We start from the raw sequence: 21,986 nt of genomic DNA, 5'->3' as shown, positions 1-21,986 counted from the left end.
GCTCGTCGGCCGGCGCCTACCCGGTCGTCAGGCGAGGGACCACGGAGTTATCATACTGTAGAATGGAGAGTACGATTCATCTATCTACGGTTCCTAGATTGTGCAACCGTGTCGACGCCAAGCGACGAATCTAACGAGTCTATACGCGTTCTCTACGTGAACGACGACGAAGCGTTCGCCGATCTCGTGCGGACCAAACTCGATCTAATCACTCCCAGTGTAGATCTCGCTGTTGAGAACGGCCTGGAACCGGCGCTGGACCGACTGGACGAGGGTGTCGACTGTGTGGTCACCGCGTATTCGGTGGCCGGCGGGAGTGGGATCGACCTCATCGAGCGCGTGCAGGGGCGTGACGCCGACGTTCCGACGATTCTGTTTACTGGCCGTGGGAGCGAGCGAATCGCGAGTCAGGCGACCCAGGCGGGGGTTTCGGACTACATTCCGATCCAGTCCGAACAGGACGACTTCGAAATTCTCGCGGCGCGCATCGAGACGCTGGTCGATGCGGCCCGGCAACGACGGCGGGCCGACGCGGTGACCGACCGGTTCCGTCGGACGATCGAACGGACGACGGACGCGATCTACGCCGTCGACTCGGACTGGCGCATCGAGTACATGAACGAACGGATGGCGACGCGGGTCGACTGTGACCCCGACGCGGTTGTCGGAACAGTCCTCTGGGAACAGTTTCCGACAATCCTGGGGACGGACCTGGAAGCGAACTACCGGGAGGCGATGGCTTCGGGCGAGCCGATCTCGTTCGAGCAGTACCTCGACGAGCCCTACGACTACTGGGTCCAGGTGCGTGCGTTCCCGGACGAGGACGGATTGACGGTGTTCTCCCGCGAGATAACCGGCCAGCGTGAACGCCAACTGGAGTTACAGCGACAGGAGCGAATCCTGCAGAACGTCCACGACGTGGTCTTCGCCGTCGATGAAGACCTCGACGTCCGCTTCGCGAACTCGGCGGCCGCTCGGCTGTTGGGACAGGACAGCCCGGCCGACCTCGAGGACCGGTCGCTGGCGGCGCTCGTCGACGGAATGGCGACCGCCGAGGCTGTCGAGGAGTTCCGGACGGCAGTGAGTCGGACTCTCTCGGGGACCGGGACCGAATCCGACGGGGGGCTCACGGGACTGTACGACTTCGACCTCAGAATCGACCTGGAGACGCGGGCCGGGAAGCGGACCTTCGACGTGCGGCTCACGCCGTTCGAGGCGGCCGACGTTCGGCAGGTGCTCGTGGTGGCACGCGATGTCACCGACCAGAGCGAGGCTCGAACGCAACTCGAACGCGAGCGCGACGCGCTGGGCGAGATCCAGCGCGTGATGGCCGACAGCGACCTGACGACGGACACTCGACTGCAGCGAGTGCTGGCGAGTGCCCGTGAGGTCCTCGACCTCGACGTTGGGATCCTCGCGGAGATCGACGGCGACGACTACGAGATCACCGCCGTTTCGGCACCGGATATTCCGCTCAGCACCGGTGACGAGTTCGACCTCGGCGAGACGTTCTGCGATCTGGTCGTCGAGCGGGGCGAACCGGTGAGTTTCCGCAGTGCCAGCCGCGGTGACGTGGCGACACACCCGGCCTACGAGAAACAGGGGATGGAGTCGTATCTCGGTGCGCCGGTCGCCGTCGACGGGTCCTTCTACGGGACCCTGAACTTCTCGAGTTCGGACGGCCGTGACCGACCGTTCAGCGCCTTCGAGACGACGCTCGTCCGCCTGCTCGCACAGTGGATCGGCACGGAGTTGAGCCGTCGCCGGAGCAAAGAGCGGGCCGAAGCGAGCCGTGACCGATTGCGACAGATCATCGATATCCTCCCGCACCTCGTGTTCGTCAAGGACGCGAGTGGCGAGTATCTCCTCGCCAACGAATCGCTGGCCGAGGCGTACGGAACCTCCGTCGACGAACTCGAAGGGGCCACGGATGCGGCCTTCGCCGCCTCCCCCGACGAGGTCGAGCAGTTCCAGACCGACGACCTAGAGGTCATCGAGTCCGGCGAGCCCAAACACATCCCCGAAGAACCGCTCACGACCGACGACGGCGAGCGGCGCATCGTCGAGACGACGAAGATCCCGTACGAACCCATCGACGCCGATGGCGACGCCGTCCTCGGGGTTGCGACGGACATCACCGAACGCAAACGCCGCGAGCGGGAACTGGCCCGCTACGAGGCGCTCGTCGAGAGCATGGACATCGGTGCAGTTGTCGTCGACAGCGACGGACGGCTCGAATACGTCAACGAGCGCATCGTTGAGCAGTCCGCGGACTCCCGGGCGGAACTGGAGGGTCGCCCGGTAATGCCGTTCGCGCGCGAAGTGACCAGCGACGCGTCCGATCTCGATCAGTTCGAGGCGGCACTCGACGCCGCGCTCGCCGGCGAGGACGTTCCCCACGACCGGGTGGAACTCGAAGTCGAGGCGGCGACCGGCGACCGGACCGTCGAGTACCTGTTCTCGTCGTTCCGTCACGACGACGAGCGGAAGGCAGCCATCGTGACCCGCGATATCACGGACCGGACCGAGCGCGAACAAGAACTCCGGGAGATCAAAGAACGTCTCGATCTGGCGGTCACGGGTGCCAACCTCGGCGTCTGGGACTGGAACGTCGAGACGGGCGAGGTAACGTTCAACGACCAGTGGGCCGAGATGCTGGGGTACGCGCCCGAGGACATCGAGAACACCCTCGACGCCTGGGAACGGCGCGTCCACCCCGACGATCTGCCGGAGATCGAAGCCACGCTCCAGCGCCACCTCGACGGCGAGACCGACTACTACGACACCGAACACCGGATGCGGACCAAAGACGGGGACTGGATGTGGATTCGCGACGTGGGCAAAGTCGTCGAGCGCGGCGACGACGGGACGCCGAAACGCGCCGTCGGCATCCACATCGATATCGACGAGCGGAAAACCTCGGAGGCCTCGCTGGAGGAGGAGCGCGATATGTTCGCCGAGGGGCCAGCGGTCGTGTTCAAGTGGCGCAACGAGGACGGCTGGCCCGTCGAGTACGTCTCGGACAACGTCACCGAGACGTTCGGGTACTCGCCGGAACAACTCCAGTCCGGTACCGTTCCCTACAGCAATCTGGTCCACGACGACGACCTCGAACGCGTCGGTGAGGAGGTCGAGGCCAACAGTGACGACACGACCGAACGGTTCAGTCACGATCCCTACCGCATGGTGACGGCCGACGGGGCGGTGAAGTGGGTCACCGACAACACGAAGATCGTCCGGGAAGACGGCGAGATCACCCACTATCTCGGGTACCTGATCGACATCACCGAGCGAAAGCGACTCGAACGCAGGCTTCGTGCCCTCCAGCGGGTCGCCAGCGACCTGGCGACCGCTCGCTCCGTCGAGGAAATCGGAGAGATGGCCGTGGACGCGGCCAACGACATCCTCGGTCTCGATCTCACGGGCATCTGGGTCTACGACGAGCGGGCCGAGGCGCTCGAACCGGTCGCCGGGACCGAGAGCGCACGGGCGGTGATCGGTGACTCACCCAGGTTCACACCCGGAGACAGCCTCGCCTGGGCGGCCTTCGAGGCGGGCGAACTCCGCACGTACGACGACGTGTCCGAGATCAAAGGCCGATACAACGACGGAACGCCCATCCAGAGCGAGATCATCCTCCCGCTGGGCGATCAGGGCCTCATGTCCACCGGTGCGACCGAGCCACGCGAGTTCACCGAGATGGACGTCGATCTGTTCAGGGTTCTCGGTGCGGCTGTCGAGGCGGCGATGGTCCGGGCCGAACGCGAACACGAGTTGCGGCGACAGAACGAACGCCTCGACCGCTTCGCGAGCGTCGTGGCCCACGACCTCCGGAACCCGCTGTCGGTCGCGAAGGGGTTCCTGGAAGTCGTCGAGGAAACCGGTGACCTGAATCATCTGGAGCGCGTCGCGTCGGCCCACGACCGGATCGAACATCTGATCGACGACCTCCTGACGCTGGCCAAGGGCGAGTCGACGGTCGAGGACCCCGAACGGATCGCCCTCGACGCCGTCGCCACGGAGGCGTGGGGCTACGTCGACACCGACCAGGCGTCGCTGACGGTCACGGAACAGGCTCCCACGATCCACGGCGATCCGGGCCGCGTAACCCAGTTGTTCGAGAACCTGTTCCGTAACAGCGTGGAACACGGCGCGACGAGTGGTGACACGGAGACCGACCTGACGATCACCGTGGGCGCCCTCTCGGACCGGGACGGCTTCTACGTCGAGGACGACGGCGTGGGAATCCCGCCGGACCGCCGCGACGAGGTTCTCGAACACGGTGTCAGCTACGGCGAGGGCGGCACCGGGTTCGGGCTCTCGATCGTCTCCGACATCGCGAGCGCCCACCGGTGGGACGTGTCGCTCACAGAGGGGTCGGACGGCGGTGCCCGCTTCGAGTTCGAGACGACCGCGTAGCCCGTCACTCCGCCAGCGCGTCCGCGACCGACTCGATGGGGTGGGGTGGCTCCGCGTCGGCGTCGGGACGGTCGCCGAGTTGCGTCCGGCAGGACGCGCCGGGTGCGACGACGCGCTCGCCCTCGCTGTCTGCCACCTGCTCGAACAGGATCTCGCCGATGGCGCGGCTCATCGAGTAGTGTTCGGCCTCGTAGCCGAAGGAACCGGCCATCCCACAACAGCCCGAGTCGAGCGGGTCGACGCGGTAGCCGGCCCGCCGGAGGACGCCGACGGCGTGGTGGTCCTTGGCCGTCGCCTTCTGGTGGCAGTGGCCGTGGTAGGTCAGGTGCTCGTCGGGCGCGTCGAACTCCATGCCCGCGTCCAGCCGGTGGGTATCGAGGTACTCCAGCACGCCGTACGCGTTCTCGGCGACGGTCTCGGCGGCCGCCGCGTCGTCGGTATCGCCCAGCAGGTCCAGGTAGTCCGACTGGTACATCACCGCGTCGGAGGGTTCGACGACGACCACGTCCCAGCCGTCTTCGACCCGCGGCGCGAGGTCGGCGACGTTCGTCCGGGCCGTCTCGCGCGCTTTGCCGAGAAAGCCCTTCGAGAACGCCGCGCGGCCGCTGTCGGTCAGGCTCGCGGGCACCGCGACGTGGACGCCCGCCGCCTCTAGCACACGGACGGCCGCTTTCCCCGCTTCCGGGCGACTGTAGTTGGTGTAGGTATCCGGCAGGAGGAGGACCCGCCGGTCGGCCGCGTCGGCCGGAACGTGGCTCCCGCGCTTGCGGAACCACTTCGCGAAGGTCCCTCGACGGAAGGTCGGGAGCGACCGCTCGCGGGCGATGCCGACGGTCTTCTCGATGGCCGTCCGCGCACCCGGTACCTTCGCCGCGAGGTTCGAGAGCGGCGCCAGCGCGCTCCCGACGGCCGACAGCGTGTCGACGTTGGCGAACAGCCGGTCGCGGAGACTCGCCCCCTCGCGCTGGTGGTGTTCGTGCGTGAGTTCGGCCTTGAGCTTCGCCATGTCCACCTCGCTCGGGCAGTCGTGGGCACAGCCCTTACAGCCGATACAGAGGTCCAGCACCTCCGTGACGAACTCCTCGGAGAACTGCTCGTCCTCGGGGAGTTCGCCCGACATCGCTCGCCGGAGGCTGTTCGCGCGGCCCCGCGTCGACAGCGACTCCTCCTCGGCGGCCCGGAAGGTGGGGCACATCACGCCGCCGGTCGTGTCCTGGTGGCCCCGACAGCCGCCACAGCCGTGACAGAGTTCGGCCATCCCCTGGAGCCCGTTCTCGTCGTCCCACTGGAGTTCGGGCTCGAACCCCGCATCGAACTCGTAGTCGGGGTCGAACCGGAGGTGCTCGGTCATGTCCGTCGGGTCGTCGGGTCTGGAGACGACCTGTCCCGGATTCAGGAGCCAGTCGGGATCGAACGCGGTTTTGAGATCCCGGAAAGTCTCCCACACGTCGTCGCCGTACAGTTTGCGGTTCCACTGGGTGCGCGCGCGGCCGTCCCCGTGTTCGCCCGAGACCGAGCCCCCGTACTCGACGACCAGGTCGGTCACGTCGTCGGCGATGGCTTCCATCTGCGCGACGCCGGCCTCGGTCTTGGTGTTGACCAGCGGTCGGATGTGGAGGACGCCCGGGCCCGCGTGCGCGTAGAAACTGGCGTACGTGTCGTGCTCGTCCAGCACGGCCCGGAAGTCCGCGACGAACTCGGGCAGGTTCTCCGGCGGGACGGCGGTGTCCTCGACGAACGCGACGTGTTTCGCGTCGCTGGTCCGGCCCAGCAGGATCGGCAGGCCCGACTTCCGGAGCTTCCAGAACTGCTCGCGCTCGTCCTCGCCGTGGGCTTCGTCGGCCGACGCGGCCCGGATCGGGGCGTCCGTCTGCACGCCGTCCCCGGTCGGCTCGGCCAGCGTCTCCGTTCCCGGTGCGCGGTCGGCCAGCAGGTCCGCCACCTTCTCCCGGCCCTCGGCGTCGTCGTCCGCGTAGAACTCCACGAGCAGGACCGCGCCAGTACCAGTCGGAACCATCTCGTCGACGAGCGCTCCGAACTCGGCGGTGTCACGGGACAGGTCGAGGAGTACGTCGTCGAGCACTTCGACCGCGGCGGGATCGTGGTCGAGGATCGGCGCCACGTCCTCCATCGCGTCGAGCAGGTCGTCGTACCGCAGGAGTGCGAGCGCCTTCGTCTCCGGCACCGGTTCCAGCGAGACTTCGGCCTCGGTGACGACCGCGAGGGTGCCCTCGCTCCCCGCGAGCAGACCGGGCACGTCGACCACGCCGTCCTCGCGGGCGCGTTCGATCAGCCAGTCGAGGTTGTAGCCAGAGACGTTGCGCTTGAGGTCTGGGTAGGCGTCGGCGATGTCTTCGTCGTCCAGCAGGTCCCGGACCGCCGCGTAGATCCGCGCTTCGAGGCCGCCGTCGGGGTCGGCCAGTTCGTCCAGTTCGTCGACGGGGACCGGTTCGAACGTGGTGACGGTGCCGTCGGCCAGCACCACCTCGCAGGCCTCGACGTAGGCGTCGGTCTTGCCGTACTGGAGTGAGTGAGCGCCGGTGGAGTTGTTGCCGATGGCTCCACCGAGGACAGACTTGTCGCCCCAGGCGGGGTCGGGCGCGAACTTCAGGCCGTCGTCGGCCAGCGCGGCGTTCAGGTGACCGAGCGTGATCCCCGGTTGTGCGCGGGCGCGTCGTGCGTCCGCGTCGACTTCGAGGAGGGCGTCCATGTGCTTCGAGAAGTCGAGGACGACCGCGCGGTTGACCGTCTGTCCGGCGAGGCTCGTCCCCGCGCCCCGCGGGAGGACGGGAATCCCGCGGTCGGCGCAGTACTCGACGACGGCGGCCACGTCGGTCGTCGAGGTGGGGAACACGACGCCGACGGGGGTCACCGCGTAGATGCTCGCGTCGGTGGCGTACTGTTCCCGGGAGTACTCGTCGAAGCGGACCTCGCCGTCGATCAGAGACTGGAGGTCGGCGACGAGCCCCGGCCGCGCCACGTCGCCGCCCTGGTAGTCGTAGGCCGCCCGGTCGTCGGAGCGGGGATCGTCCGACGACGTACCGCTGGCTCCCGACTCGGAACTCATAGACGGTGATAGCGGCCGGAGCAGGGAAACAGTTGGCGTTGCGGAACGGGAGGGCGGTTCGCGGGCGGTGAGTCCGGCGACGGCTCAGGCCGACGTGGACTCGGCGGCCTTCTCGGCCTCGACCTGCACGAGGTAGGCGCGGTCGTCGGCGTAGTCGGCGGCGGCCTCGCGGGCGCGCTCGGTCCCGATGGCGTTCAGCGCCCAGGCGGCACTGGCCCGCACCTCGTCGGCGTCGTCCTCGGCCAGCACGTCGGCCAGCGGGTCGATGGCGCGGGTGTCGCCGATCAGCCCCAGCGCGCGGGCGGCCGTACTGCGGACCTCCGCGTCGTCGTCGACGAGCTGGTCGGCCACGACCTGCGTCGAGCGCTCCTGCCCGATAGCGCCGATGGCGCGCAGGGTCACCTTCCGGAGCGCCACGTCGCCGCCCTCGACGTACTCCTCGATGGTGTCCAGTGCCTCCTCGGCCCCGATCCGGCCGAGGATGCGGATGGCCTGCTTGTTGCGTTTCTCGGCCATCGCCAGCAGGTCCTCGGTGGCTTCGGGCGGGGCGATCCGCTCCAGCGAGTCGAGGACGTTCTCCTCCATGAAGTCCGACTCGAACTTCTCCAGTCCCAGGAGGATCATCTCGACTGCCTCCTCGTCACCGTCTTTGTAGGCTTTCTCGTGGAGCTTGACGGCGTTCCACTCGGCCGGGAAGTCCTTCCGGTTTTCCGGGTCGAGCGGATCGTAGAAGCCCTGTGCGTCGAGCTGTTCCCGGACGAGCAGGTCGTCCCACTCCTCGGCATCGTCGAGCGCGGTTTCGAGGCTCTCGCCGGCCTCCAGCAGCGTCTCGATGGTCTCGGCGTCCTCGTCGGCGTCGAGGTCGGTGTCCGCGACGATCTCGCTCACGGTCCGGAGTTCGGCCGCGAGGTCGCCCATCTCGTCGCTGTCGGGCTCGAAGGTCTCGACGAGTTGACTGCCGGCGGTGTCGAGGAACTCCTCGACGGCCGGGATGACTTCGAGTTCGCCGTCCTCGGTCCACTCGGTGGTCTCGACGGTGTCGGCGGCGGTCTCGATGATCTCGGTCACGTCCTCGGCGTAGGGGCCGCGCTGGCTCGCCACGTCGTCACGGAGCGAGTCGAGGCGGTCGCGCAGGTCCGCGGCTTCCTCGTTCTCCTCGTCTTCGTCGTCGGGTTCCAGGGCCTCGACGGCCTCCTCGATGGCGTCGAGGTCCGCGTCGATTGCGTCGAGGTCGGCCTCGGTCTCGGCGTCCTCGAGTGCCTCCTCGACCGAGTCGAGCCGGTCCCCGACCGCGTCCGCGTCGGCCGCGGGTACGTCGGCTCCGCCCTCGGGTGTACTCTCGGCGTCGGTGTCGGCCTCGTTCGCGCCGTCCCCGTCGTCGCCGTTGCTCATACCCGAACACTCGACTGTCCACACAAAAGGCGTTTCTATTCGGTATCCGCGCCTGGGGCCGGGTCCGGGCTCTCCTCGGCCCCCTCATCGGGCGCGTCGACGAGGTACCGCCGGTAGAACCACGGCCCGATCAGGTAGAGGACTGCGCCCACGAGCAGGGCCCGGGGAAACAGCCGACCGAAGGCGGTCGGCGCGACGATGGCTCCCGCCTGCACCGCGCCCATCCCCAGCGCGTGGGACGCGCGCAGTTCCGGGTAGGTGATCGTCGTGATCATCAGGTACGTGAACACGGCCGTCATCGCGAGCAACGCCGTCGCGCCGCGAGCGCCGGGGACGCCCGCCAGGTAGACGACGGCCAGAATCGTGGCCGCCAGCGTCGTCTGGACGCCCTCGGTCTCGTCGCTGCCGATGTCGTAGGCGGTGTACATCCCAAGCCGGACGACACCCGACCCGACGAACAGCGCCGGGACGACGAGTGCCGTCGCCAGCAGTGCCGGCGGATCGGCCCCCGAGAGGGTCAGCCCCCACTCGGCGCTGGCGACGCTGTAGACGAAGATGGCGGGCGCGACACAGAACGAGGCCACGTCGGCCAGCGAGTCGATGAACTCACCGACTGGTGTACTCCCGACCTTCCGGGCGAGGACGCCGTCGAGCCCGTCGGCGACGGCGGCCAGGAGGATCAGGCGCGCGCCCAGGGCCGGACTGGCGGTGGCGGCGACCGCGGCCGCGAAGCCCAGGCCTGCGTTTGCCACCGTCACCAGGTCGGCGAGTCCCAGCCGACCGACGAACCGCGGCTGCATATCACGGGCTCGGTGGACCCCAGCCTTAATCGGTTCGGTACGACCCCGCTACTCGATGCGGTGCATCAGCGCGGTCACGAGTAACCCGAAGGCCGCGACCGCCCCGAAGACCACGAGGACGCCCGCGATCCGGTTGTCCCCGTCGGGATCGAACCCGTAGCCGAGCACACTCGCCAGGCCGAGCAGCGCGACGACCGCGCCCGCGCCCACGCCGACACCGGTCAGTCGCGGGATCTTCGTGCCGAACTCCACCACGGCGGCCGCGACCGTCGCGAGCCCGACCGCGAGCAGGCCCGCTCCGAACTGCGTTCGCTCCATACCCCCCGTCCGAGCGCCGGGTAGAAAAGTCCGCTCACTCCGGGTCACGCCGCCCGCGCCCGTCCGAAACCGCGCGACATATCACGCTCCGGTCCTGACCTTCAGGTATGCGCAGACGGGCCTTCCTCGCGAGCGTCGGTGGCACGGCCGTCACACTGTCGGTCGCCGGTTGCCTCGGCTCGGGCGGCGCCGGAACGGCGGACGACGAGTACGACATCGGCATGTCGACCTCCGCGTTCCGCCCGGCGGAGTTCTCGGTCGCCTCCGGGACGACCGTGGTGTGGAAGAACACGAGCAAGAGCACTCACACCGTCACGGCCTACGAGAGCGCCATTCCGGACGAAGCGGACTTTTTCGCCTCCGGGGGGTTCGAGAGTACGAAGGCCGCCCGCGACGGCTGGTTGCAGAACAGCGGCGGCGGGTTCTCCAGCAACGAGACCTACGAACACACGTTCACCGTCCCCGGTACCTACGAGTACTTCTGTATCCCCCACGAGAAGACCGGGATGGTCGGTACCATCGAGGTCACCGAGAACGCCACCCGCACGCCGAAGACGCCGGTGAGGACCGCGGACGGCACCCCTTCCGGGACCGACACCGAGTGATCGATCCGGGCCCGGCCGCCCCAGCCATCCCGACTGTTGTGGCCAGCGTCGCCACTCCCGGAGCGTGAAAAAATCGAAAAGCGAGTCGGATTACTCCTCGTCGGCGTCCGCGTCGGCCTCGTCGGTCTCGGTGACCTCGGAGTCGTCCTCGCCCACGTCGACGCTGGTCTCCTCCTCGGCGGCGACTTCTTCCGGGCGGGCTTCCAGCGTCGTCTTCTGGATCTCGACGCGGCGCACCGGGTAGATCTGCTTGGCCTCGTTGTAGATGGCCGATGAGAGGCGACCTTCGACGACGCTGTCGACCAGGTCGCTGAAGGTGCGGTCGCTCGCGCTCTCCTCGACGAGGTCGATCATCGTCCGGCGGATGGCCTTCTCCTGGCTGTGGTCCGCGGACTTCGTCGTGTAGGCGACGGGCTGGACCTGGAGGCGGTAGTCGTCGGTCGTCAGGACCGTCACGAAGGCCTCGATCTTCGAGGAGCCCCGGCGGACGAGGCTCCGCTTGTAGTCGCGTGTCAGCTCGAAGGTGTCGAACTGGGTGTAGGCGGAATCGCCGGCCACCTCGTCGACCTGGAAGGTGAGCTTCTTGTTGTTCTCGCTGGCGTCGTTTTTCAGATCGCCCAGCGTGGTTTCGATGGTCCGTCCGAGGACCTGTTCCGATTCTTCTGCGGGCGTGTCACCGAGTTCCTCGCGCTCGAACTGCTCGGGCGAGAACACGGTGTACCACTGCTTGCCCTGCTTCTGCCGTGAAACTGATCGTTCGCTCATGTCTGTGTCTGTGTGAGTTCGTCCGCAACTGTACAGTTGACCACGTAGTCGTCGACCGTCGCGTGTAACCCGCCGGTCGACGCCCGTTCGATCACCGTCCTGACCGTCTCGCCGTCGACCGTCGTCTCCATCTCGTCGGTGTTGTCGGGGGCGAGCGCGGCCGCGACCATCGCGGCCCGCTCGTGAGTGCCGTGGGTCGTCTCGATCACGGCTCTCATAGTGCCTCCCTGAACGCCTCGATGAACGTCGCGGTGTCGGTCTCGAAGGACGCCCGCGCGCGCCGGCCGGTGCCGGCCGCGCGACCGCCCGCGCTCTCGACTGCCGCGTCCATCGTCGCGCCGAGCTGGCGGTCCGCGACCGACGCCGCGGCGGCCTCGCCGTCGGTGACGAACAGCGCCACCGGCTCCGGCGACCGGAAGTCCCGGCACAGGCGCGCGGCCGTCGCGACGGGCGGTTCGGCGTCGCCATCTCCCGCGCCTCGCGCGACGAACAGGCCGTCGTACCGGCCGGTCGTCGCGTTCGCGAGCGCGCGGTGTGCGCGCTCGCCGTGAGTGCGCCACGCGTCGAGGGCCGCCTCGCGCGCGTCGTGGCCCAGCGCCAGCGCGACGCCGGTGCCGGGCCGAACGCGAGCGACCGCATCGAGTACGTCGCCGTACCCCTCGACGGTCCCGAAGGGACCGCCATCGTGGGGGCGGAGCGCGTCCTCGACACACTCGGCGGCGCGCCGACTCGCGTCGTCGGTCCCGACGGTGCGGAGCGCGACCATCGAGGCCAGTCTGCGGCGGTCGTCCTCGTCCATGCCGTCGGCGTCCTCGGCCGCGAGCATGAGGTTGCATTCGGCCAGCGCCGTCCGCACGGACTCGGGGTCGCCCGAGAACGGTGCGTGCAGGCGCGTGCCGTAGGCCAGTCCCTCGGTGAGGTCCGGTGTCGGCGTCGCGACGCCGGGGCGGCGCTCGACGCCCGCCGCGTCGGCGAGCGTGGCGCTCGGCGTGGCGTCGGCCACGGTCGCACCGGCCAGCGCGAGGACGGCGTCGGCACTCCCGAGTTCCTCGGCGGCACGGAACGCGACCTCGCTCACGGGTTCTGGCCCGGTCGGAATCGCCGCGTCGGCGGCCGCGTCGGCGCGGCCCAGCGTGACCGTCGCGTCGGCCTCGGTGGCGCGCTCGGCGGTCGCGGTCGGGGCGACGACGCTGGCCTGGAAGGGCCGGTCGGCCGCCGCGAGCGCGCGGGCGAGAACGCCGGTCGCCGCGAGGGCGTCACCGTCGGCGGTCGCGACGAGCCGAACGAACTCGGCGTCGCGACAGACCGCGGCGACGTCGCTGGCGGCGGACGCGGACTCGGTGGGACGGTCGGCGGTGGACATCCTACAGGAGTTCCTTGGCGGTGTCGTAGGAGTACGTGAACTCGACGTCGAGTTCGTCGCCGCGGTAGTAATCGACCAGGCGGCGGATCTTCGATTCGGTGTTCTGGAGCGCGCGCTTGTTCTGATGGTCGTTTGGGTTCTCGTTCATGTGCTCGCGCAGGCGAACGGCCCGCTCCATCAGGTTGCGCAGGTCTTCGGGCAGATCGGGCTCGGCGTCGTGTTCCTCGAGGATCTCGGTGATCTTCTTGTCCGTGGCGAGAGTCACGTCGGGGACCGGGGTCCCCTGGACGCCCTCGTCACGGAGCTTCAGCCCGATCTCGCTGGGACTGTGCCCCTGCTCTGCCAGTTCGACGACGCGTTCCTCGACGGCATCGGCGTCGACGTCGCTCCACTCCGGCGGTTCGTCTGCCACGGGCTTGTCCGAGTCGGACGAGCCGCGGCGGCGTGTGTGCATTCGTGCCATAGTTAGATTGGAACCGCGACGACCGCTGTCCGGCGTGCCGGCAGGCGGTGCTGGCCGCTGGGGCGCACACCGCGGGCCGGCGGACTGCCGAAACACTACCGCAATCCCAAGCCGCGTAAGTGATCGTCGCGGCGAGTCGGATTTGCGGTCGTGCTGTTCCCACCCCAACCTTCCCGCTCTCCCACTTTACGGTTTCTACTCGCGGCCGCCGACTCGACGGTCGCGCTGGCCACGCGCCGTCTGTACCCGCGATTCTCAGATCTCGTGCTCACGGCCAGAGCGCTTTTGCTACTCGGTACGTAACGTGAGTGAACATGGCAGCAGGGACGCGGCGGCCGGGCACGCGCGCACAATCCGGTCCTATCGGCTACGTTCTCGTCTTCGCCATCGTCATGGCCGGGATGGCGATCATCGTGCTCATCGGCGTCGGCGGACTGTCCGAGACCCAGTCCCAGTCGGAACTCCAGCGGGCCGAACACTCGATGACGCTGTTTGACTCCCGGGCGGCGATGGTCGCGCTGGGCGACTCCAACGGACAGAGCATCTCGTTCGGCCAGGGCGGCGGGACCTTCGAGGTCGAGGAGGGGACCGGCTGGATGCGGATCGTCCACAACAATTACACCGACGACGGCGACGACGAGCGCGAGGTCATCTACAACAAGTCGATGGGGTCGCTGACCTACGAGAACGGCGACCGGCGACTGGCCTATCAGGGCGGCGGCGTCTGGGAGCGCTCAGCCAACGGCGAGGCCGGCATGATCTCCCCGCCGGAGTTTCACTACCGGGGCGCGACGCTGACGCTCCCGATCATCCGCACGCTCGGTGCCGGCAACGCCAAGGGGAGCGTCGACGTGTCGATCCAGCCCCAGAAACAGGCCGACCTCGTCTTCCCCGCCAAGTCGCCGCCGACCGCCGGCGACGAGGTCGGTGTCCCCTACAACGGGACCGACCGCAACTACACGAACCCGATCCGCAACGGGACGGTCAACGTCACGGTCCGCAGTGACTACTACCAGGCCTGGGCCGAGTACTTCCGTGAGCGGACGACCGGGGAAGTCACCGTCTGGGACGCCAATCGAACCGTCCGCCTCCAGCTGAAGTCCATCGGCGGCCCGCCGGGCTCGTTCACCATCCCCGAGGAGGGTGAGAGCGTCCCCGCCGACGGGATCGCAGACGGCCACCCGCTCACGGAGTTCGAGTTCGACATCGTCTACACCAACGGGAACAACGACCACTTCTCGCTGTACGACGAGAAGAACAATCAGGAGTACGAGTTACACGTCGTCCCGACGGGGAGCAACTACCACAACAGCTGTCCGTCCACGCCGACCTCGGACGTGTACGTCGGGATGTACTACTACTCCGGAGACGGCTCCGGCGAGTACGAGTTCTGGGAGGCGACGATCGACCCCTCCAACAGCGCCATCAGCTGGAGCTGTACCAGCGACGGCCCACAGCTGTCAATCGACATGTTGTCGAGCACCGTCGACATGGACTACGACCAGAACGCGCCCGGGATCAGCTGTGGGAACAACGGCAACAAGTGGCGCTTCGGCGAACACATCAAGTGTGACTACACCCACGGCGACGCCACGCTCGACCAGCACGACGGGGACGTTGGCTGGGAGCCGGCCGGTCCCTACTCCCCGGGCGACACCTCGACCGGGCGCACGCTCGACGAGATCGTCAACCACTACACCTCGCTGATGGGGCCGGACATCGACATGACCTCACAGATGGGACCGGGCAACAGCCGCGCCATCGTGCAGGACGCATCCTCGGGCTCGCTCAACTACAAGACGGCGAGTGGCGCGGAGTACATCACGTACCTGCACGTGACCGAAAACGAGATCGCGGTCGAGTTCGACTAGGTCTCGAACTCGAAGTTGATCAGCGTCCGCGTGACCGCCAGCCGCTTCGGATCGTCGATCCGACACTGGACCGTCTCCGGGCGAGTCACCGTACACGTCGCGTCGGCGTCGTCTTCCAGGTAGCGTCGCCAGAGCCGATACCGGGGCGAGGTGACGTTGACGATCAGGGCGTCGAAGTCGGCCTCCCGCTGGACGAATTCGGGCAACGGCTCACGAACCGCTCGCTCGGCCCGCACCCGAACCGTCCCGCCGCTGACGCTCGTGGCGTTGCCCATCTGCTGGGTCTGGATGATCGGGATGATCACTTCGCCGTCAGAGAACCGGAACGGCGGCTGTTCGCTGACGACGCCGCCCTGTGGCGAGTCACGGAAGACGGCACCGCCCTCGTAGACGATGGCCGTGTCGCTGCGCCCCTCGTACATGATCGGGATCGCCGAGTACGAGACGTTGGGGTTCGTGCCGCTCGGATCGACGCCGGTGACGTTGATCTCGACGGGGGATCGCACCTCTAGCCGTGCGTTGTCGAGTTTGATCTCCGTCGAGCGGCTCGGCGCGCCCTCCTGGTGGATGTCGGCCATGTTGTCCGCGAGCACGTCGAAGGCCCGCTCGGCGTTGTTCACCTGCTCGGCGTCGCGTGCGTCCTGCAAGATGCCGATACCGGTGACGGAGACGATGCCCACGGTCGCCGCGACCAGCGAGAAGACGATCACGAACCCGAGTACGTCGCTCACTGCACGATTCCGGCTCATATCGATTCGTCCTCCAGTCTGAGTTCGTCGCTCGCGGTGAGGTTGATCGCGATGGTCCCGCCGGACACCGACGAGGCTTCTATCGGTGTCGACGTCTTGACGGGGACCGTGACGGAGATCTCGGGGTCGGTCGTCCGGACGACGACCTGCGGGTCCGACCCCCCTTCGATACTGATCTCGTAGGTGCTCCCGGCGACGCGTGGCGGGAGGCTACGGCCCACCTGGACCGACTCGTTGTCGCTCGTCGTCTCGGCCAACCGGTCCGCCATCATCACGTCGGAACTCACCTGTTCGCCCAGCACCTCCAGTTCCGTCTCGATGCTCCGGTCGCGCTGGTCCTCCACGAACGTCCCGCCCGCCAACAGCAGGCCCGTGATCAGGATGAGCGCGATAGCCAGACCGAGGACGTAGTTCAGCGTCGTCGAGACGCCGCGGTCGTCAGTCATCGCTCTCACCCGGGCGCACCCGCGTGTCGGTCGCGTACGACAGCGACGTGGACTGATACTCGACGTGGACCGTCGCCTCGTAGACCGCCGGCAGTGCGAACGGCACGTCGGGCGCAGTCCCGTAGTTCGTCGAATCGATGGTCGCATCCCGGACGACCAGCGAGTAGGTGCCCTGGAACTGGCGGCCGTTCCGGACTTCGATATCGTAGGGCGCGGCGACGCCCTCCCCGTAGTCGAGCGCCGGACAGTCCGTCCCGTTGAACGTACCCGCCGTCAATCCGACGGTGGGGTCGGACCCGGCCGAACAGACGCGGGACGGTCCCGATGGCGGATCGACCTCGATTGCAGTCACGGAGCCGTCGCTGACGTTCTTGAACAGCGTGAGCGTCCAGGTCGAGCCGTCGGTGACCCGGAATTCGAGCGGGGAACCGGTGTCGAGGGCCAGTTCCGACGAGTCGGTCACGTTGAACCGTGCCGAGCGCGTCGCCGCGACGCCCGTGGCGACCGTCCAGTCGCTGGCCACGTCGGCGCTTGCCGGCACCGTCGAGTTGGTGAAGTTCCCGGTCGTCCGATTCTGGCCGATACGGGTCCCCCACTCGACCGAAACCAGCGTCGCGTTGGCACTGATCCCGCGCAACACCTGGAACTGCGCGGCCCGGCGACTCGTCGAGACGACCGCCCGCGAGAGTTTGTCCCGGAGGACGGACTGTGTCGACCCGTTCCGGTTGACCGACTCCACGACCGACTCCAGGCCGTCGGCCACGTCGTTGCGATAACTGATCGCGTCACCGCCCCCGGCGTCGTCCCCGCGGGTGGCGAGGTTCTCCGTGTAGATGACCGAGTTCAACACCAGCGTCAGCGCGACGAACGACGCCGCGAGGACGAACCCCGCGACCAGCAGGACCTGCGCCCGGTCGTCGCTCCTCAGATCCGCCACACGACCACCTCCACGCGAAGCACGTCGAAGACGGGTCCCTCGCCGTTCTTGTCGGCGTAGAAGTTCGAGCTGTTGATCCGGGGCCCGCTGGTCATGTTCTCGTTCAACAGGTGGGTGTCGTTCGCGATGACGACCGTCCTGCCCGCCGACACCGCGTTGTCGGTCGGCTCACCCCGGTAGAGGATCGCCTTGCGCTGTGGCCGCCCGGACTTGTAGTAGGTCACGTAGACGTTGTAGGCGATGCCGCGGTCCCCGAACGTCTGTTCGAGCTTCTGGCCCAGTTCCGTCGGGAGCGAACGGGTGTAGAACCCGTTGACCGTCGCGCCGTGGAACCGACTCGCCGTACTGTTCCAGTACAGCACCGTCTCGCGCAAGGAGTCGTCCCGGGCCGCCATCGCCAGCACGCCCGCCGCGCTGGCCTGCTGCTGGTTCTCGATGTGCTGACTCGACGTACTCGCAGATAGCGGCGTCACCGCCGTCATCTGGAGCGCGAAGACGATACTCGACGTCAACAACAACCCCGCGACGATAGCCTCCAGCGTGTGAACTTGCCCGCGCTCGCTCACCATAGTTTCACCACCAGCGAGACGCTGGTCCCGTTGATCGACACCGCACGACGGGCCGTCACCGACGACTGCGCGCCCGATTCGGCATCGTCACCGACCGCGAGCGTCTCCACGTCGGCCGCCGTGCAGTCCGTGTCGCCCTGCTCGACCAGCTCCCCGGCCGTCTCGTCCCAGCAGAGCAACTCGTTGGGCGATGCCGACCCGCTCACGTTCCCGCGTATCGTCACGTTGAGGAACGCACTCCCGGTCACGCCGACCTGCTCGTCGAGTGGTTGGTCACTGAACCGGCAGTCCGCAGGTGGACTCCCGCCCTCGAAAAACGCCACCGTACAGTCCGTATCGAGGGTGTAAGGTGTGTCCGGATCGCCGAGCGTGTCTTGCCCCAGTCCGTCGGCGACTCTGTTGACCGCCACGATATCCTCCTGATCGCCCGTCGTGAACGGCTGGACGGTCCCCGCCACGAACGCGAAGATGGCGACCAGGACGAACACGAACAGCACGACACCGGTCGTGAAATCGAGCGTCGTCTGCGCGCGTCTCCGTGACCGGTGACTGCTGGCCGCGTTCGTCCCGTCGGCCGCGCTTCCGTTGTCCATGCAAATCCCTCGTCTGAACGAGGCCGAACAGTCTCCACTCGATTCCCGCACGTCGCCCGGCCCGCTGCCGACTCGTACTCTCAACTACCCCTAATCACAGCACCGGGAATATAGGAATTGTGGCCGTCACCGCTTGCATATAATGATTTTGGCCGGGCCAACACGTTGTGAGTTGTCCTCCCCCGCGGGGGATCTCCTTCGATGGGTTTAAGAAAACTCGACGGATACCGATGAGTGCGCGGGCTCGTAGATCAGCGGTAGATCATCCCCCTGGCACGGGGAAGGCCCGGGGTTCAAATCCCCGCGAGTCCATGATTCATGCGTCGCTCACACATCGTGAGCGGCGCGAATCGTCGTCGAAGCTGGGATTTGAACCCTGGAAGTCGCAGCACCGAGCGGAGCGAGGTGACCGTCTTCCTCTGGTTCAAATCCCCGCGAGTCCACTCGTTTCCTTCCGTCGCTTCGCTCCGTCAGTCACTCGTTCCCTCGCGTGGTCCCACTCACTTCGTTCGCGGGACCCCCGCGAGTCCACCCGATTCATTCGGTGTATTCATCGCTCGCCGAGTTATCGCACGGCAGCCACGACAGTGCCGCTCGCCACCAGCGACCGACCGGAATACACAACACGCCGTCGTCCGTTGGCACGTGGCATGGGGTTGCTGAAAGACGTGGGGCCGGCGGGGCTGGTGCCGGCGGCCTGGATCTTCGCCGCGGCGGCGGTGCTGGGGCTGGTCACGGCCCGGACCGTCCTGATCGCGATGGTGGTGATGGACGTACTGCTGGTGACCTTCTTCGTAACGACCCTGTCGGAGATGACCGGCCCGGTCCTGAGCGCGTGGCAGCGCGTCCTGGCGGTCGGAGCGGTCGTTAACGTTCTCGGGACGGTAGACCTGGTCGCCACGCCGGGGAGTGATCCGCTGGCCGCGCTGGCGCTGTACGCCTGGATCGCCCTGCCGGCGGCCGCCTACGTCAGGACGTGGACGGCGATGTCGGGGCCCGCCTACCGACACGTCTATCTGGTGGGCGCGGCGCTGTCGCTCGTCGGGCTCGGGCTGTTCGCGGCTGGCGGGGCAGCGCTCCTCGACGAGGCGGTGGTCGCGGTTGCGGGGCTGGCGGTCGTCGGGCTCGGACAGACGGCTGGCATCGTGACGGCGGCGCTCCAGAACGGCGGTCGACTCGGTTGAGCGTCACGCGGTGGTATCTGCTCACGGCCGGTACGTCGCGGACGGTCGTCGCTGTCGCCGTCGAGGCGGAACTGCAGGACGGGAACGCTATCGGTCGCGTGTGCCGAACTATCCGGCAAATTTATAGCTCCTGATTAACAATTCAAGGTGATTCAGAGCGTATGACCGGAGACAGGTGTCTACTGACGGGGGACGAACGGGGTGTTTCGGAGGTCATCGCGTACTCGCTAATCATCGGTATCGCGGCGCTGGGGTCGATCCTGGTCGTGGTTTTCGGTGGGGGTGTACTCGATCAGGCTACCAGCCAGAACCAGCAACAGAGTGCCGAGCTGGTGCTACAGGAGATGGACTCGCGGTTGTCGACGCTCTCACAGCTTGACGACATCGGCGCTGTCGAGTTCAATCTCGGCGGTGCCGCCCCGGAGAGTCTCAGCACGCGCGAGGGGGGAACGGTGAACGTCACGGTCAACAGGAACGTCTCCAGATCGGGGCCGGACTGCCGGGCGGTCGTGGGCTTCGATACCGTCGAGTACCAGACCGAGGACGGGAACAGAATCGCCTATGAGGCCGGTGGCGTGTTCAAGGGCGGGCGGGACAACGGGAGTTCGCTCGTGACGCCGCCGTCACTGACGTTCCGGAACGGGTCGCTGTCCATCTCCGTCGTCAACATGTCCGGCCGGGTCACGGCCGAGCGGAACGAGGCCGTCCTGAACGTCGGGACCTCGCGGACACAGAGTGAGAACGCGTCGTCGACCGTCCTCGACGGCCCGTGTATCAGGCCCAACAATGTCACGATCAAGGTCCAGAGCGACTACTACCGTGCCTGGGGCGCACACATGGAGACCGAGTTCGGGAACACCGCACGCGTCGAGACGTTCGAGGAGAACCGAACTGCGTTCGCGTACGTCCCACAGGACGGCCTGCCCCGTTCGCTCGACGACGAGGTCAACCGCGTCGTCAATCTCTCGGGCGCGTCGTACATGACCGTCGCCAAGACGGTGAAAGACGACAGTGACAGCCTGCCACCGTACGTGGAGATCTCCAAAGAGGACGCCACGACGACGCTGGACAACCGCTACCGCGTGAACATTCGCCCGCTCGCGAACGGGTCGTTCATGATCGGGAACACCACGACCGTCACCACCGTCACCACCAGCAACCCCAAAACGCGTGACGTGGTGTTCGTGCTGGACGACTCGGGGTCGATGGCTTGCTTGAGTAGTAACGCCCCATCAGAGCCCGAATGTCAGTATCTGAGTAATTACGGTGAAGAGAAAATAGAATCCGCGAAGACCGCTGCAAAAGCAGGTGGGATCGCCGCACTCAACGCGACTGACCGGGCTGGTATCGTTGGTTACGACGATACGGCTCGATATCCTGGTGCTGGCGACCACGCCTACCTGACCCGCAACTTCGAGGCGGTCAACGACAGCATCGACACCCTCACTGCCAATTCCCAGACGTGTATCAATTGTGGTCTGAATGCTGCACTCCGAGCATTCAGCGCCACGGGCGGACAGTCGCAAAACCGGTCGGTCGTGCTGCTCTCGGACGGGAAAAACACTGCGAGCGGCGCATCGGACTCGGCGACGCTCGATGCCGCGCAAAGGGCCGCCGACCGTGGCATCGTCATTCACACGGTGGCGTTCGGATCGGGCGCCGACACCGGACTGCTCGAAGACATTGCCGACATCACGGGCGGTCAGTACGAGCAGACCGGGACGCCCGACGAAGTCCGTGAATTCTTCCGCGAGGCCGTCACCAACCCGGTGTCGGAGGATCGCGTCCGGTTGACGGCGATGACGACCAACGCGACCGCGGGTGGCGGCCTCGACGGCGTCCGGGCCCCGTACCTCACCGGCGAGACCGGCCAGATTTCCTTCTACGAGGCCGGCGGGACGGAGTTCCCGAACATCAACGATCCGAAGGCCCCGTCGACGTTCCGGCACAGCTTCGCCGTCGAGGACGGCGAGAAGGTGTTCCTCGGCGCGTCCTGGTACGGGTGTGAGGAGTGGCGCGTCCTCTCGCTCCAGGCCGACGGCAAGCGGGTGAGCCGCTGTGCGAAGCTGAACGAGGACAACATGCACAACGTCTCCGAGGAGAACGTCGGCATCTACCTCGACGGCTACGACGCCGAGTCGAACCTCTTCGACAGGAGCAACCCCCGCAGCTACTCCTGGCAGACCCCGTTCCACGAACACATCGAGGAGTTGCTGGTCGACACCGACGGTGACGGAGACGGCGACGAACTCGAACTCGCGAGCAACCAGGCGCTGGTCGTCTACAACTTCTCGATCTCCGGTGAACCCGAAGACAGGTACAACCGCCTGCCGGTCATCTACGAGGTCGGCCTCTCCGAGGACGCCGTCCAGCCCGAGGACGTGATCAACATTCAGGTCCGGAACGTCCGAGTCGACTGACCCCGGCGGGACCGTTTTCTGACGC

18 protein-coding genes and 1 tRNA gene are annotated in these 21,986 nt (G+C 67.1%); 6 read left to right on the top strand and 13 right to left on the bottom strand.

Annotated features, from left to right (window positions below; all coding sequences use genetic code 11):
- The first annotated feature begins 156 nt into the window (after positions 1–156).
- Positions 157–4,419, top strand: coding sequence for a PAS domain S-box protein (locus ACOZ4N_RS08250; RefSeq protein WP_424019449.1), 4,263 nt, complete (start codon positions 157–159; stop codon positions 4,417–4,419).
- 4 nt (positions 4,420–4,423) lie between these two features.
- On the opposite strand, the gene ACOZ4N_RS08245 is transcribed toward ACOZ4N_RS08250, so the two are convergent.
- The 4 genes from ACOZ4N_RS08245 to ACOZ4N_RS08230 form a co-directional block, all read right to left on the bottom strand.
- Positions 4,424–7,486, bottom strand: a complete 3,063-nt coding sequence (locus ACOZ4N_RS08245) for an FAD-binding and (Fe-S)-binding domain-containing protein (protein ID WP_424019448.1) — start codon at positions 7,484–7,486, stop codon at positions 4,424–4,426.
- Positions 7,487–7,570: 84 nt separating this feature from the next.
- On the bottom strand, positions 7,571–8,878 hold the full coding sequence (locus tag ACOZ4N_RS08240) for a HEAT repeat domain-containing protein (RefSeq protein ID WP_424019447.1): 1,308 nt from the start codon (positions 8,876–8,878) through the stop codon (positions 7,571–7,573).
- A 35-nt stretch (positions 8,879–8,913) separates the two neighbouring features.
- On the bottom strand, positions 8,914–9,678 hold the full coding sequence (locus ACOZ4N_RS08235; protein WP_424019446.1) for a protein sorting system archaetidylserine synthase: 765 nt from the start codon (positions 9,676–9,678) through the stop codon (positions 8,914–8,916).
- A 48-nt stretch (positions 9,679–9,726) separates the two neighbouring features.
- Positions 9,727–9,996, bottom strand: coding sequence for a hypothetical protein (locus ACOZ4N_RS08230; RefSeq protein WP_424019445.1), 270 nt, complete (start codon positions 9,994–9,996; stop codon positions 9,727–9,729).
- 107 nt (positions 9,997–10,103) lie between these two features.
- Here ACOZ4N_RS08230 and ACOZ4N_RS08225 point away from each other — a divergent pair, with 107 nt between their 5' ends.
- Entirely contained in the window at positions 10,104–10,601 is a 498-nt protein-coding gene (locus tag ACOZ4N_RS08225) for a plastocyanin/azurin family copper-binding protein (RefSeq protein WP_424019444.1), read from the top strand.
- Positions 10,602–10,691: 90 nt separating this feature from the next.
- On the opposite strand, the gene ACOZ4N_RS08220 is transcribed toward ACOZ4N_RS08225, so the two are convergent.
- The 4 genes from ACOZ4N_RS08220 to ACOZ4N_RS08205 are packed head-to-tail and all read right to left on the bottom strand — an operon-like array spanning position 10,692 to position 13,192.
- Positions 10,692–11,366 carry a 30S ribosomal protein S3ae gene (locus tag ACOZ4N_RS08220; protein ID WP_424019443.1) on the bottom strand — a complete coding sequence of 225 codons (675 nt, stop codon included), beginning with the start codon at positions 11,364–11,366 and terminating at the stop codon, positions 10,692–10,694.
- Positions 11,363–11,584 carry a KEOPS complex subunit Pcc1 gene (locus ACOZ4N_RS08215; protein WP_424019442.1) on the bottom strand — a complete coding sequence of 74 codons (222 nt, stop codon included), beginning with the start codon at positions 11,582–11,584 and terminating at the stop codon, positions 11,363–11,365. Before ACOZ4N_RS08215 ends, ACOZ4N_RS08220 begins: the two co-directional genes overlap by 4 nt.
- On the bottom strand, positions 11,581–12,729 hold the full coding sequence (locus tag ACOZ4N_RS08210) for a hypothetical protein (RefSeq protein WP_424019441.1): 1,149 nt from the start codon (positions 12,727–12,729) through the stop codon (positions 11,581–11,583). Before ACOZ4N_RS08210 ends, ACOZ4N_RS08215 begins: the two co-directional genes overlap by 4 nt.
- A gap of 1 nt (position 12,730) precedes the next feature.
- Entirely contained in the window at positions 12,731–13,192 is a 462-nt protein-coding gene (locus tag ACOZ4N_RS08205; protein WP_424019440.1) for a 30S ribosomal protein S15, read from the bottom strand.
- 314 nt (positions 13,193–13,506) lie between these two features.
- On the opposite strand from ACOZ4N_RS08205, the gene ACOZ4N_RS08200 reads away from it, so the two are divergent.
- On the top strand, positions 13,507–15,063 hold the full coding sequence (locus tag ACOZ4N_RS08200) for a DUF7289 family protein (RefSeq protein WP_424019439.1): 1,557 nt from the start codon (positions 13,507–13,509) through the stop codon (positions 15,061–15,063).
- Here the strand turns inward: ACOZ4N_RS08200 and ACOZ4N_RS08195 are convergent.
- The 5 genes from ACOZ4N_RS08195 to ACOZ4N_RS08175 are packed head-to-tail and all read right to left on the bottom strand — an operon-like array spanning position 15,060 to position 18,357.
- A complete protein-coding gene (locus tag ACOZ4N_RS08195; protein WP_424019438.1) occupies positions 15,060–15,812 on the bottom strand; it encodes a DUF7289 family protein in 753 nt (250 codons plus the stop codon). The genes ACOZ4N_RS08200 and ACOZ4N_RS08195 overlap by 4 nt on opposite strands.
- Positions 15,809–16,258, bottom strand: a complete 450-nt coding sequence (locus tag ACOZ4N_RS08190) for a DUF7266 family protein (RefSeq protein ID WP_424019437.1) — start codon at positions 16,256–16,258, stop codon at positions 15,809–15,811. The genes ACOZ4N_RS08195 and ACOZ4N_RS08190 overlap by 4 nt, the downstream gene beginning before the upstream one ends.
- Positions 16,251–17,195 carry a DUF7261 family protein gene (locus ACOZ4N_RS08185; protein WP_424019436.1) on the bottom strand — a complete coding sequence of 315 codons (945 nt, stop codon included), beginning with the start codon at positions 17,193–17,195 and terminating at the stop codon, positions 16,251–16,253. Before ACOZ4N_RS08185 ends, ACOZ4N_RS08190 begins: the two co-directional genes overlap by 8 nt.
- Positions 17,183–17,764 carry a DUF7288 family protein gene (locus ACOZ4N_RS08180; RefSeq protein WP_424019435.1) on the bottom strand — a complete coding sequence of 194 codons (582 nt, stop codon included), beginning with the start codon at positions 17,762–17,764 and terminating at the stop codon, positions 17,183–17,185. Before ACOZ4N_RS08180 ends, ACOZ4N_RS08185 begins: the two co-directional genes overlap by 13 nt.
- Entirely contained in the window at positions 17,758–18,357 is a 600-nt protein-coding gene (locus ACOZ4N_RS08175; RefSeq protein WP_424019434.1) for a DUF7287 family protein, read from the bottom strand. Before ACOZ4N_RS08175 ends, ACOZ4N_RS08180 begins: the two co-directional genes overlap by 7 nt.
- A gap of 240 nt (positions 18,358–18,597) precedes the next feature.
- On the opposite strand from ACOZ4N_RS08175, the gene ACOZ4N_RS08170 reads away from it, so the two are divergent.
- From ACOZ4N_RS08170 to ACOZ4N_RS08160, 3 genes are all read left to right on the top strand, one after another.
- Positions 18,598–18,669 (top strand) — tRNA-Ala (locus ACOZ4N_RS08170).
- Positions 18,670–19,007: 338 nt separating this feature from the next.
- The gene (locus tag ACOZ4N_RS08165; RefSeq protein ID WP_424019433.1) at positions 19,008–19,541 is read left to right on the top strand and encodes a hypothetical protein; all 534 of its coding nucleotides are present in this window, start codon (positions 19,008–19,010) and stop codon (positions 19,539–19,541) included.
- Between the two features lie 161 nt (positions 19,542–19,702).
- The gene (locus ACOZ4N_RS08160; protein ID WP_424019432.1) at positions 19,703–21,961 is read left to right on the top strand and encodes a vWA domain-containing protein; all 2,259 of its coding nucleotides are present in this window, start codon (positions 19,703–19,705) and stop codon (positions 21,959–21,961) included.
- Positions 21,962–21,986 lie beyond the last annotated feature (25 nt).

Origin of the sequence: Halorientalis pallida, from assembly GCF_049605515.1 — an archaeon.
GTDB lineage: Archaea > Halobacteriota > Halobacteria > Halobacteriales > Haloarculaceae > Halorientalis > Halorientalis pallida_A.
The sequence above is the reverse complement of the archived record's forward strand: the minus strand, read 5'-3'. Positions and strand labels throughout refer to the sequence as shown.